General features: G+C 60.6%; 14 protein-coding genes. 10 read left to right on the top strand and 4 right to left on the bottom strand.

Translation table 11 applies throughout. From position 1 onward, the window contains the following. Positions 1-102: 102 nt before the first annotated feature. The 6 genes from QTL94_RS10350 (at position 103) to QTL94_RS10325 (ending at position 6,770) form a co-directional block, all read left to right on the top strand. Positions 103-2,406 (top strand): putative bifunctional diguanylate cyclase/phosphodiesterase, encoded by a 2,304-nt coding sequence (locus QTL94_RS10350; RefSeq protein ID WP_289801465.1) that lies wholly within the window; start codon positions 103-105, stop codon positions 2,404-2,406. A 164-nt stretch (positions 2,407-2,570) separates the two neighbouring features. Then, on the top strand, positions 2,571-3,323 hold the full coding sequence (locus tag QTL94_RS10345) for an N-acyl amino acid synthase FeeM domain-containing protein (protein ID WP_289801464.1): 753 nt from the start codon (positions 2,571-2,573) through the stop codon (positions 3,321-3,323). A 173-nt stretch (positions 3,324-3,496) separates the two neighbouring features. Next, positions 3,497-3,721, top strand: coding sequence for an aa3-type cytochrome c oxidase subunit IV (locus tag QTL94_RS10340; protein ID WP_289801463.1), 225 nt, complete (start codon positions 3,497-3,499; stop codon positions 3,719-3,721). Positions 3,722-3,821: 100 nt separating this feature from the next. Further along, positions 3,822-4,970 carry a Re/Si-specific NAD(P)(+) transhydrogenase subunit alpha gene (locus tag QTL94_RS10335; RefSeq protein WP_289801462.1) on the top strand — a complete coding sequence of 383 codons (1,149 nt, stop codon included), beginning with the start codon at positions 3,822-3,824 and terminating at the stop codon, positions 4,968-4,970. Continuing rightward, positions 4,970-5,368, top strand: coding sequence for a proton-translocating transhydrogenase family protein (locus QTL94_RS10330; RefSeq protein WP_065694743.1), 399 nt, complete (start codon positions 4,970-4,972; stop codon positions 5,366-5,368). The genes QTL94_RS10335 and QTL94_RS10330 overlap by 1 nt, the downstream gene beginning before the upstream one ends. 7 nt (positions 5,369-5,375) lie before the next feature. Beyond that, complete coding sequence (locus QTL94_RS10325; protein ID WP_289801461.1) at positions 5,376-6,770, top strand: NAD(P)(+) transhydrogenase (Re/Si-specific) subunit beta; 1,395 nt, start codon at positions 5,376-5,378, stop codon at positions 6,768-6,770. Positions 6,771-6,846: 76 nt separating this feature from the next. Here the strand turns inward: QTL94_RS10325 and QTL94_RS10320 are convergent, their stop codons facing one another. From QTL94_RS10320 to rpsU (QTL94_RS10305), 4 genes are all read right to left on the bottom strand, one after another. After that, the gene (locus tag QTL94_RS10320; protein WP_289801460.1) at positions 6,847-8,541 is read right to left on the bottom strand and encodes a sensor histidine kinase; all 1,695 of its coding nucleotides are present in this window, start codon (positions 8,539-8,541) and stop codon (positions 6,847-6,849) included. 207 nt (positions 8,542-8,748) lie between these two features. Then, positions 8,749-9,810, bottom strand: coding sequence for an NAD(P)/FAD-dependent oxidoreductase (locus tag QTL94_RS10315; protein ID WP_289801459.1), 1,062 nt, complete (start codon positions 9,808-9,810; stop codon positions 8,749-8,751). Between the two features lie 16 nt (positions 9,811-9,826). Beyond that, positions 9,827-10,693, bottom strand: coding sequence for a tetratricopeptide repeat protein (locus tag QTL94_RS10310; protein ID WP_113524026.1), 867 nt, complete (start codon positions 10,691-10,693; stop codon positions 9,827-9,829). Positions 10,694-10,830: 137 nt separating this feature from the next. After that, positions 10,831-11,043, bottom strand: coding sequence for a 30S ribosomal protein S21 (gene rpsU, locus QTL94_RS10305; protein ID WP_037119559.1), 213 nt, complete (start codon positions 11,041-11,043; stop codon positions 10,831-10,833). Between the two features lie 442 nt (positions 11,044-11,485). On the opposite strand from rpsU (QTL94_RS10305), the gene QTL94_RS10300 reads away from it, so the two are divergent. The 4 genes from QTL94_RS10300 (at position 11,486) to QTL94_RS10285 (ending at position 12,649) form a co-directional block, all read left to right on the top strand. Then, positions 11,486-11,695, top strand: a complete 210-nt coding sequence (locus QTL94_RS10300; RefSeq protein WP_289801458.1) for a cold-shock protein — start codon at positions 11,486-11,488, stop codon at positions 11,693-11,695. Between the two features lie 125 nt (positions 11,696-11,820). Further along, a complete protein-coding gene (locus QTL94_RS10295) occupies positions 11,821-12,099 on the top strand; it encodes a cold-shock protein (protein ID WP_354666055.1) in 279 nt (92 codons plus the stop codon). Between the two features lie 51 nt (positions 12,100-12,150). Then, positions 12,151-12,390 (top strand): 30S ribosomal protein S21, encoded by a 240-nt coding sequence (gene rpsU, locus QTL94_RS10290; protein WP_007527643.1) that lies wholly within the window; start codon positions 12,151-12,153, stop codon positions 12,388-12,390. Between the two features lie 40 nt (positions 12,391-12,430). Then, a complete protein-coding gene (locus QTL94_RS10285) occupies positions 12,431-12,649 on the top strand; it encodes a hypothetical protein (RefSeq protein WP_289801456.1) in 219 nt (72 codons plus the stop codon). Positions 12,650-12,657: the final 8 nt, after the last annotated feature.

Below are 12,657 nucleotides of genomic sequence, written 5' to 3'. Positions count from 1 at the left end.
ATTCGCGTTATGGTTTTAAAAAATTCAACAAAATCTATGGTGTGCCCGAAATCAATTTTTAAAGGGTTAGCAGTAAGGTTTCGCCGCACAGGGAAAGTATGGATGAAGCCAGATAACCCGAACAGGGTCCCAACGGATGTGTATCTGTCGTTTGTGAGTTCTCTTTCCGGGAACCGCATGACGTTGCTCGTTGGCGTTATCGTCCATGCCGCGACCTGCCTTGCGATTGCGGCCAAGACCCATTCCCTCCTCTATGTCATTCTGGCGATCGGTTTTATCGTCGTCTTTCTAGGCCGCATCGCGACCTTCCGTGCCTACGACCGCGTGAACAAGGCGGCGTTGTCCTATGACGACATAAAGCGGTGGGAGCGCATTTTGGTGACCGGTGCCGCCGGCACCACGACGCTTCTCGGCTTTGCAAGCGGTTACGCGATATTCTTCCTTGGCGATGGGTTCGCGGAACTTGCGTGTATTGCCGTGACCATGGCCACCATGGTCTCCGTCGTTGGGCGCAACTACGGATCGCGCATGGCGATCGACCTGCAGACGTTCTCCTGTTGCCTGCCGATGATCATCTGCAGCCTGATGGTGCTGGATTTCTATCGCGGCATCCTGTCGATCTTTCTCATCCCCTTCTGGCTGACCACGCGCGCCATGGCCAACGGCGTGCGCGAGTTTCTTTATGAGAACGTCATTGCCCGCCGGGAAATTACCGAGATCGCCGACCGTTTCGATACGGCGCTCAACAACATGCCGCACGGGCTGGTCATGGTCGATCCCGAGAACCGGATCCAGGTGATCAACCGCAAGGCCTGCGAACTGCTGAAGATCGGCGATCCGGAGCGGTTGAAGGAGCGCGATCTCAGCGCGGTGCTGCGCTACGGCGCCCGCTACAGCTTCATGGATTCCACGCAGCCGGAGCTTATTCTTCGCCAGATGACGCATGTGGCGGATGGCAAGCTGTCACGGATGCTCATTCATTTCCCCGAGGATCTCTCGCTCGAATTCTCCGCAAGCCGCCGCCCCGATGGGGGCGCAGTGCTGATTTTCGAGGACGTCTCGAGCCGCGTGAAGGCGGAGCAGAAGATCCTGCACATGGTCCGCTTCGATGCGCTGACGGGCCTGCCGAACCGCGAGTATTTCAGCCACCTCGTCCAGGATTACCTGAACAAGCATCCGAAGCGGCGCGGCCCGGTCGGGTTCATGGTTCTCGACATCGACGAGTTCAAGCATGTCAACGACATGCGCGGCCATATCACCGGCGACCATCTGCTCTGCGCGATCGCAAACCGGGTCGAAGAGGAGGCCGGCAAGGCGATCGTCGGTCGCCTGATGGGCGACCAGTTCATCCTGTTCTTCCCGCATGCGAAGGACAAGGACGCGCTGGACGCGGAAATCCGCCGCGTGCACACGGCGATCCAGGGCAATTACGAAGCCGATGATGTCACCTTCCTGGTCTCGCTGAGCGGTGGCTTTGCGATTCTCGAAAGCGACGCCTTCGCCATGGAAGAGTGGAGCGTCAAGGCCGACCTCGCCCTGTTCGAAAGCAAGTCCAAGCAGCGCGGCGGCATTGCCGGCTTCGAGCGCGAGATGGATGGCCGCTACATCGAGCAACAGAAGCTTAAGGCCGACCTGCGCGACGCCGTCACCACGCATGGGCTCAGCATCGCCTACCAGCCGATGTTCAAGTCCGATGGTTCCAGGATCGAGTGCGCCGAAGCGCTTGCGCGCTGGGTGCATCCGGAGAAGGGCGCCATTCCGCCTGACGTGTTCATCCGGCTTGCCGAGGAGATGGGCATCATCTCCGACATCACCCGCTTCATCCTCACGAAGGCCTGCGCGGACTGCATGACCTGGCCGGAGCACATCGCGATCTCGGTCAATCTCTCCGCCCGCGATTTGAGGGATGCGGATATTCTTTCCGTCGTTTCGGAAGCGCTGGCGACCTCGGGGCTGGAGCCGGAACGGCTGCATCTCGAAATCACCGAGAGCTGCCTCATCGACGAACCGGCTGCCGTTCGCGCCATCCTGGCGGAGCTGCGTGCGCGCGGCATCACGATCGCGATCGACGACTTCGGCACTGGCTTCTCGAGCCTCAGCTACCTCGACACGCTGCCGCTCGACATCGTCAAGATCGATAGGTCGTTCCTGCGCAACATCGTCGAGGACGAGCGTCGCCTCAAGCTTCTGCGCGGCACCGTCAACCTGGCGCGCGAGCTTGGCCTGAAGATCGTCACCGAAGGTGTCGAGACCACAGAGCAGCTGGCTCTGCTCAACAAGTATCACGCCACCGATCTCGTGCAGGGCTACGTCTTCTCGCCGGCTGTTCCGGCGCAGAATATCGCGATTCTTTCACAGAGCCTCATACGCCGCCCCACGCCGCGTCGTCGCCCCAAGGTTGCATGAATCTCACGCTTTTAGCTGGTTGATCCGCACCCGCGCGACGCCGCGTCCTATGGGGCGCCGTTAACCTTAATAATTCAAATATAATGCAAATTGTCTTTGTTCTCCTTGCCCTCGGATAAGTTTTCGGATGATTAATGAATTATTAACCGATCAGCCGAGGCACTATGGTGGATACTCCTGTAACAACGAGCGATTTCAGCAATAAGCTTCTTGAGGTTCTAGACCATATTGAATACCGCCGCATGGAAAGCAGCGAGGACATGGTCGAGGTAGAGCGCCTGCGCTACAAGGCTTACAAGGCTCACGACGTCCTGGCGCTCGCTCCGAAAGGACTGCTGGATGCCACCGATTTCGACAGCCACGCGCACGTTTTCGGCCTGTACTATTATGGGGAATTGGTCAGCACCATACGGCTCCATTATGTGACACCTGAGCATCGCGTCAGCCAATCGGCCGGTGCCTTCCCATGGGCGATGGATGAACTGCTCGATGCAGGGCTGACTTTGATCGACCCGGCGCGTTTCGCCGCCGACCCGGACCTGACGGCCGATCTGCCCTGGATCCCTTACCTGACGCTGCGGCCGAGCATCGTGGCTGCTGCCTATTTCCGCGCCGACCGCGTCCTGCAGTTCTGCCGCCCGCCGCATGCCGCTTTCTACAAGCGGGTCTTTTACGCGGACACGATCGTTCCCGGCCAGCTGGCGAAGAACTACGGCATCGACATGACGCTGATGGCGACCAACGTCATCGAGGTCGGCCGCAAGCTTCTGACGCGCTATCCGTTCTTCATCTCCAGCGCCAGCGAACAGCGCATGATGTTCTCGCGCAATCCCGAAGATACACTGCCGCCGCTGACGATCATCCCGACGGCCCGCTTCGTTCCGACCGGCCAGTTCGGCACCGACCTCCCGCTCTAAGCCCCTGCTGGAAATGCAGAATGTCGCACCCGTTGCGGCATTCTCCTGCATTGCGCTTTCCCCAGGCTTTGTGTAATGCCTGACATGGGAATTTCCTGGCGCTAGCCTCGGAAATAATGGCGTTCGACTGGCCGTACGTTAAACCGGCCAGGCATTTGAGGGAGACGATATTCATGGCCGAGCATCACACCGGACCTGCCGAAGTTGGCGCGCCGATGGACTACAAAGAACATGAGCAGACCTACAACATGTTCCTTGCGGCCACGAAATACGGCACACTGTTTCTGATTGCCCTGCTCTTGGGCATGACGGCCGGCTTTTTCGCCGGTGCGGGTTTCCTCGGTGGCCTCGTCGTTCTGTTGATCGTCTTTATCGCCGGCCTCGTTCTGCTGCGCTAGCCGCAGCCGGGGAGGGGCGGTTTTCAAAGCTTTGTGAATGCATTGCTTGAGCTGAGCAGGGAGACCTGCTGCGGCCTTGCTGACCCGGAGGAGGGGGCGGTTGGGCAATATTGTTTTCGTGGCGAAAGAAACCACGGGGGATGAGACGCGTGTTTCCGCGTCTCCTGAAACCGTAAAGAAGATGACGGCCCTGGGGCTCGACGTCGTCGTCGAGGCAGGCGCCGGCAAGCTTTCCCGGATACCCGACAGCGAATATGAGGCTGTCGGCGCACGGATCGGGTTGGCGGGGGCTGCGGCAACCGCCGATATCGTGCTGAAGGTGCGACGCCCGACCGAGGCGGAGATCGCTGGCTACAAGAGCGGCGCTATCGTCATTGCCATCATGGATCCCTACGGCAACGAAGAGGCCATTGCTGGCATGGCCAAGGCAGGCCTTTCGACCTTCGCCATGGAGCTGATGCCGCGCATCACCCGTGCGCAGTCGATGGACGTTCTGTCGTCGCAGGCCAATCTCGCGGGCTACCAGGCGGTGATCGAAGCGGCGGCTGTCTACGACCGCGCGATGCCGATGATGATGACCGCGGCAGGAACCGTTCCTGCGGCGAAGGTCTTCGTCATGGGCGCCGGCGTTGCAGGCCTGCAGGCGATCGCCACGGCGCGGCGTCTCGGTGCGGCGGTGTCGGCTACGGACGTTCGCCCGGCTGCCAAGGAGCAGGTCGCATCGCTGGGCGCCAAGTTCATCGCCGTCGAGGACGACGAGTTCAAGGCCGCCGAGACGGCTGGCGGCTATGCCAAGGAAATGTCCAAGGAATATCAGGCGAAGCAGGCGGCATTGGTTGCCGAGCATATCGCCAAGCAGGACATCGTCATCACCACAGCGCTCATCCCCGGTCGCCCGGCGCCAAGGCTCGTTTCCCGCGAGATGCTGAAGGCGATGAAGCCGGGTGCAGTGGCTGTCGATCTTGCGGTCGAACGCGGCGGCAATATCGAAGGCGTCAAGCCGGGCAAGGTTGCCGATGTCGATGGCGTGCGGGTGATTGGCTTTGCCAACATGGCCGGCCGGATCGCGGCCAGCGCCTCGGCCCTCTATGCCAAAAACCTGGTCACCTTCCTCGAGACAATGGTCAACAAGGAAACCAAGGCGGTCGCCCTCAATCTCGACGATGAATTGATCAAGGCGACCATCCTGACCCATGCCGGCGCGGTCGTGCATCCGGCATTCGGCGGCGCCAAGAAGGGGGACAACTGATGGCTACGGAACAGATGGACCGGGCGCTGGAACAGCTCAACCAGGCCGTCGGTGCGGTGGCGTCGGCCGCCGCGAATGCGCCCGAAGTGGCAAGTGCCGCCACCGGTGGCGTGATCGATCCCTTCGTCTTCCAGTTCGCGATCTTCGTGCTGGCGATCTTCGTCGGCTACTACGTCGTCTGGTCGGTAACACCGGCGCTGCATACGCCGCTGATGGCGGTTACCAATGCAATCTCCTCGGTCATCGTGGTTGGCGCGCTGCTTGCGGTCGGTATCTCGACCAGCGGGCTTGCGACAGGCTTCGGCTTCGTCGCCCTGGTGCTGGTCTCGGTGAACATCTTCGGCGGCTTCCTTGTCACCCAGCGCATGCTGGCGATGTACAAGAAGAAGGACAAGTGAGGACCGCATGACCAGTATCGCAGCCTTCCTCTATCTCGTTTCCGGTGTCCTCTTCATTCTCGCGTTGCGCGGTCTTTCCCACCCGGCGACAAGCCGCAAGGGCAATGTCTACGGCATGGTCGGCATGGGGATCGCCATCCTGACGACGCTGACGCTGGCGACGCCGTCGTTCGGCGGTCTCGTGCTGATCATTCTCGGCCTTGCCATCGGCGGCGGAGCGGGCGCCTATATGGCCCGCGTCATCCCGATGACCTCGATGCCGCAGTTGGTCGCCGGGTTCCACTCGCTGGTCGGCCTTGCCGCCGTGCTGGTGGCGGCATCGGCGCTCTATACGCCTGCTTCCTTCGGCATCGGCAACATCGGTGAGATCCACACCGAGGCGCGCATTGAAATGGCGCTTGGCGTGGCGATCGGGGCCCTGACCTTCACCGGTTCGATCATCGCCTTCCTGAAGCTCGACGGGCGCATGTCCGGCAAGCCGATCATGCTGCCGTTCCGCCATGTGATCAACGCGGCGCTGCTTGCCCTGATCATCTTCTTCATCGCCGGGCTGGCGGTTTCCGAAAGCCACATCGACTTCTGGGCGATCGTGGCCCTGTCGCTGGCGCTTGGTGTCCTCCTGATCGTGCCGATCGGCGGCGCCGACATGCCGGTCGTCGTGTCGATGCTCAACTCCTACTCGGGCTGGGCGGCTGCCGGTATCGGCTTCACGCTCGGCAACCTCGCCCTCATCATCACTGGCGCGCTGGTAGGCTCTTCGGGTGCGATCCTGTCCTACATCATGTGCAAGGGCATGAACCGCTCGTTCATCTCCGTCATCCTCGGTGGCTTCGGTGGCGAAACCTCGTCGGGTGGAGCGGACAATTCCGACAAAACCGTGAAGCTCGGCTCGGCCGAGGACGCAGCCTACCTGATGGCCAACGCCTCCAAGGTGATCATCGTGCCGGGCTACGGCATGGCCGTGGCTCAGGCACAGCATGCGCTGCGCGAACTTGCCGACAATCTGAAGAAGAACGGCGTCGATGTGAAGTATGCCATTCATCCGGTTGCGGGTCGTATGCCCGGCCACATGAATGTGCTGCTTGCCGAAGCGAACGTGCCTTATGACGAAGTTTTCGAACTCGAGGACATCAACTCGGAGTTCGCGCAGGCCGACGTCGCCTACGTCATCGGCGCCAACGACGTGACCAACCCCGCGGCACGCGACGACAAGACCTCGCCGATCTACGGCATGCCGATCCTCGATGTCGACAAGGCGAAGACCTGCATCTTCGTCAAGCGCTCGCTGGGCTCCGGCTACGCCGGTATCGACAACACGCTGTTCTACAAGGACGGCACGATGATGCTGCTCGGCGACGCCAAGAAGGTCACCGAAGAGATCAACAAGGCGATCAACCACTGAATGGTCGCCAGATGCGGAAGCATCCGATGAATTGAGGCGCGATTTCGGTTGCGCCCTTTTTCATGTCCTGCTGGGGCTATGCGCCTTTCCGATCAGGATGCGCTTCCGGGGTCGCCGTGCGCTCGAGTGTCCGCCGCGGCGCGGTCAGCTCCCATCGAAGGCCCCTGGCCAGAAAGTCGACCTGTACGGTGCCGCCGAAGGCTGCCGCGGCATGTGTCTTGATCACCGTGGTTCCGAAGCCGGATCGCGTTGGGGTGACGACCGGCGGGCCATTCTGCTCTTCCCAGACGAGGCGCAGCATCTCTTCGTTATGAGACGTTTCCTGAAGGTTCTGCCAATAGAGACGCACGCGGCCCTGCGGCACGGAAAGTGCGCCATACTTGATGGAGTTGGTGGCCAGCTCGTGCAGGGTGAGGCCGAGGTTCTGGACCGCGTCGGGCTTTAGCATGAAGTCCTTGCCGATGATGTCGATCTGCTGGATCGACTGCGGAAACGCCTGGAAATGGCTGTCGATGACACGGCGCAGCGAGGCGCCGGCCCATTGCTCGCTGGTCAGGAGCTCGATCGAGCGTGACAAGCCGTCGAGACGATCGGCGACCGCTGCCTGAAACTCCTCGACGGTCGTTGCCTGTCTGGCAAGCTGGCGGATCATCGCCTGCGCCAGCGCCAGCAGATTCTTGGTGCGATGCACGAGCTCGTTCATCACGAAGTGCAGGCGATCTTCCGTCTGGCTGCGGTCGAAGGAGGCGTTGGAGAGTGCCACGGCCACCTGGTTTGCTTCGATGACGCTGGTCTCGATCGGCGCGACGATGTGGCCTTCGCCCATGCGGTTGGCCATGTCTGCAATCGAGCGAATGGTGGTGCGAACCTGTCGCGCCACGGCGTAAGCGGCGATGACTGCGACCGTCACAAGGGCGATGCCGCCGATGATCAGGAAACGCCAGGTCGTGAGGATCGATTCCTGCGCGGTCGCCACCGGCCCCCAGATGATCGCCTTCCAGGACCAGCCGGGGATCTGCGCGTAGCCGAGGAGCATTCTCGGCATCACGCTGCTGTTCTCATAGACGCCGCTCGAATCGACCAGATCGGGCAGCACGCGCGGGTCGAACGGCTGGCCGTAATCGATGCTGTTTGCGCCGACCGAGGCGACCACGTGGCCACCCTGATCGACAACGGCCGCGGACCAGCCCGAGGGAAGGCCATCCGTCGACAGGAGCTTGGCAAGGTCATTGGCGTTCTGGGTGATGATCAGCGCTGCGACCCGGTCGAGCTGCAGCGGCATGGTGACGTTGTAGACCCATGCGCCGCTTGTCCTGCCGCGAAACACGTCGGAGGCTTCAATGCGGCCCGATTTGATCACGGCTTCGACGGAGGGCATGTTTGCGGCCTGGCCGAGCGGCGCCCCATACTCGACGCGGGTGTTCAGCAGCTGCTGCCCCTTGGCATCGACGGCGATGATATAGAGGGTGTTTGCCCTGAGAGCCGTGGCGGTGCGCTTGTGAAACGCGGCGAAGTCGTTGCTTTCGAGTTCGGGCGATGTCGACAGCAACCTCAGGGTGGTAGCCATATCCTGCAATTGCCGGTCGATGGCGCGGGCGAGGGCCGTGGCGTCCTGCGCGGTCTCGCGTTTTTGGATGGACCGCTGGTTGTCCTCCAGTTGGCCCAGCAGTAGCGCGACCAAGGCAAAAATCGGCAGCGAGGTCGCCAATGCCATGGCGATCAGGTAGGTGCCGATCGAGGCCTTGGGAAAGAATCGCGCCGACATCTTCATGGGCATATGCTCCCGATGCCGGGCGCAAAACCGCTGGCACCGCAGGCCCTGACGAGCTTGTACTGGTTCACCACAATCGCCCCCGATCGCCCTCTGGCTTGCCGATAGCCTGCTATCGAACCAGCTGTATGTTAGGGACAGGTCCAAATCCTTGCAACACACTAAAACATGTCGCCGGCATTTCTCGGAGTTTAGTGTTGCAGAAATCTAACTGAACCTGGAGAGCGCAAAGGGTACAAGCGCTGCGTCCCTCTCTCCGGTCAGAATCTCGTTAGACGCGAGTAGGCCGGCAAGCGGCGCGAGCGTAACGCCGGAATGCATGACGGCGATATAGAGGCCCTTGCAGGCGGTATCGATGATCGGAAAGCCGTCTTTCGGCGTCGGTCGGTATCCGACGGTAAAGAAATCCATGGCCAGCGAGGGGCTGTCCAGCAGGCTGCCGCGAAGCTTGTCGAACAAGGCTTCCGCCGTCGCTTGCTGGTCCTGTCCCGGATCAGCGCCGCCAAAATCGCTGCCGGCGATGATCCGGCCATCGGCCGTCTGGCGCATGTGAAGCTCCGGCGCCATCACCAGGCCGGTCAGGCGGCGGGCGTGCGGCCGGCTATGAACGATCAGGCCGGGTGGTGTGTCGATCGGAATGTGGAGGTCGATCGCGGCGGTCAACGGCGCGGTGCCGGCACCGGTCGCGAGCACGATGTGGTCGGCTTCAAGCAGCCCGGAGGAGGTGACGACGCCCGAGATGCGTTCTCCGGTGCGAATGAGGCTGTGCACAGCTGCATTCACGAATGTTGCGCCCCGCGCCTTTGCATCGGAGAGCATCACGAGGGCGGCTGCAACTGGTTCGACGGCACCTTCTTCGGCGACCGACAAGGCAAGATCGGGAAGGTTGGCAAGGTAAGGCTCGCGCGCCCTGACAGCGTTGCCGTCGATACGGTCAATGCCGTAGCCCCATCCGATATGCTCGGTGGCGAAGGCTTCCAGATCGCGCGGCGGGAGATCCCAGCAGAGGCCTCCGCACCATGCGAGAGGCAGATCCGGCAGTTCCGTCGTTAGCCGTCGCCATTCGGCCATGGCCCGTTGCCGGAAACGGAAATAGAATTCCGGGTTGCCCCAGCTGGCGTTGATCCAGGCAAAGGAACAGGGCGTGGCAACGCCACCTTCGTCTTCGGCAACCACGGTGACGGCGGCGCCGTTACGGGCGAGATGCCAGGCGATCGAGGCACCGATAATGCCAGAGCCGACGACGATTACACTCTGTTTGGCTGCCATCGTCGTCGAGTACCCGTTAGCCTGCGGTCGGCGCGCCTACGCGGGCAAGACCGTCTTTCGCCGGCTGATACTTGGGATCAAGACCGACGGCGTGGCGATATGAGCGTGCCGCCTTCTGCTTGTCTCCCTTGCGCTCGTAGACAAGCGCCTGGTTTGCCCAGGATTCCGCGATGTTGCCGTTGAGCTCGATCGCGTGGTTGAAGTCGGCGAATGCGTTGTCGTCGTCGTTCAGCGCGATATAGGAGATGCCGCGACCGTTGTAGGGTTCGGGCGAATTCGGAGACAGCGAGATCGCCTTCGAGAAGTCGTCGATCGCCTTGTCCTGCTGATTCCGCTTCTGGTAGACGAGGCCGCGATTGTGGTAGGCGCGGCCGTCGGTGGTGCCGAGCTGGATCGCCTTGTTGAAGTCGTTGAAGGCGGCGTCATCCTGGCCGACGGTGCGGTAGACATTGCCACGGCCGATCAGAGCCACATCGTAGTTGGGATTGATCTGCAGGGCGGAGTTGTAGTCCTGGATTGCCTGCTGCGGCTGGCCCATGTTGCGGTAGATGAGCGCGCGGTTGGCGTAGGCCTGGTAGAACTTCGGATTGAGCTGCAGTGCCGTGTTGAAATCGTTCAGGGCCTGGCGGAAGTCGCCACCACGACCGTAGGCGGAACCGCGAACGTTGTAGCCTTCCGGATCCCGCGGATTGGCATTGATGACTGACGTGAGCGAGGCGATATTTTCCTGCGAGCCCTGCGCCTTGTCGATGCGAATGACGGCATCGGAAGTGTTGTTCGTCGTGCAGCTGGAAAGACCAAGTGCGGTAACAATCGCCAGTACCGGCAGAACGGCAATTTTCGGCGAACGCAAGGAGCGGGTATTCAACATGATATCAGCCATGCGGGCTCGTTTTCCCCCAGTGCAGCCGGTCCGGATGGTGGACGGCAGGCTTCAGCAGCAAATTAAAAAGGCGGCGGCGAACAGATCGCCCCCGCCAACATGCATCTGAAAACGTCGAAATAACGACAGCACGCCGATTAGCGCGCTACGATACCTTCGCGCTGTGCCCGCTTGCGAGCCAGCTTGCGAACGCGGCGAACGGCTTCAGCCTTTTCGCGAGCACGCTTCTGCGACGGCTTTTCGTAGTAGTCGCGCATCTTCATTTCGCGGAAAATGCCTTCGCGCTGCATCTTCTTCTTGAGAGCGCGGAGAGCCTGATCGACATTGTTATCGCGGACAAGTACCTGCACGAGAATCACGTTCCTTTGGTTTGGTTGATGCCGGCGTCAGCACGGCGCCAGAGGCAAAAAAAATATGTTTCGCGCGGCCAGAGCTTTGCGATTGGTGAGGCGAGATAGCAGAATGGCGGGGGGAAGTCCATATGGTTTGGCACTTCTTCGTCCAAAAACCGGATTCAACCGCGGTGAAATGATTTTTTACGCCACTCGACGTGGTCATTCAGCATAGCTGGTCCGCGAATGGGCGCTGCACCGGAGGCGTCGGGGGGCGGTCAGCGCTGTGTTGACTGGTTCTTCGCTTGCTTATCTTACGGTTTACTCTATATACCCATAATCGACTGCTGGTTGTGACCTTTGTTGAAGAGCGTGAAGCTCCGTCAGATTTCCTCTCAAAAATCGAGCAAGGCCTTGTGAATGAACGCATGGCAATAACGAACATTGGAAGGAGATCGTTATGAATTCAGGTACAGTTAAGTGGTTCAACAGCGCCAAGGGCTTCGGCTTTATTCAGCCGGACGACGGAAGCACGGACGTTTTCGTCCACATTTCCGCTGTCGAGCGCGCTGGTCTCGGCAACCTGTCCGATGGCCAGAAAATCACCTATGAACTCGTTCGCGACAAGAAGTCCGGCAAGAATTCGGCCGACAACCTGCGCGCAGCCTGATTCACATTCGGCCCGGCTGACCACGGATGTACTGGCAGCTGAGAGCCTGACAGCGAAGGTCGGGATTAAACCCGACCTTTACGCTTTTGACGATCCAGACACTTCGGTGGAACCAGATGGCACGAATGCCAAGATACGCTGTCGGCGATAATATCGTTCTGAAGGGCGGCTTTGTCCGCGCCGATCAGGCAAGCAGGACCTGCAGGATCGCAGCGGTACTCCCGTCTGACGGCAGTCGCCCGCAATATCGTGTTCGCTTTGAAGGCGAAAGCTTCGATCGGCGGGTTCTCGAGAGCGATATCGACGTGAGCCACTCGGCATCCCCGACGCCGAGCGTCGACGCCGTTGCGGAGATCCAGGGCGGATCCTGGTTGAAAACGTCAAGCATCAGGGTGCGGAAGTAGTTTTCACACTGACCAACCGGCACACGAGTTTGCCGCATGAGAGGAAAGAATTTGCAGGTTCTCGTTCGAGACAACAATGTCGACCAGGCCCTTCGCGTCCTGAAAAAGAAGATGCAGCGCGAAGGTCTGTTCCGCGAGTTCAAGGCGCGTAGCGCCTATGAAAAGCCATCCGAGAAGCGTGTGCGCGAAAAGGCCGAAGCAGTTCGCCGCCAACGCAAGCTTGCGCGCAAGAAGCTACAGCGCGAAGGACTTCTCCCGGCCCCGAAGAAGGCTGTCCGTCCCGCGCGCTAAACTGCGATCTGGCGCGCTCCGGCTAAATAGAGAGGGTCAGATGACTTCAAAAGACGAATTCTTCAATTCGACCAAGCTCTCGTCGCGCGATAAGGCGGCTGCCACCGACACGACAGCTAAGGCGATCATTACGGCAGAAGCTGCGGCTCGCGAAAAGAAGACGGAAGCGCTCAAGGCGCTACGCCTGCAACATGAAACCGAAGCACCAGCGGCGGTCGTCCCTGCTAAGAAACGAAAAGCTCCGCGGAAGTCGGCTTGATCCTGCTG

The sequence above is a fragment of the Rhizobium sp. S96 genome (genome assembly GCF_030382195.1).
In the GTDB taxonomy this organism is placed as follows: Bacteria; Pseudomonadota; Alphaproteobacteria; order Rhizobiales; family Rhizobiaceae; genus Rhizobium.
Note: the sequence above shows the minus strand (reverse complement) of the source record. Positions and strands in the feature narration are given on the sequence as shown.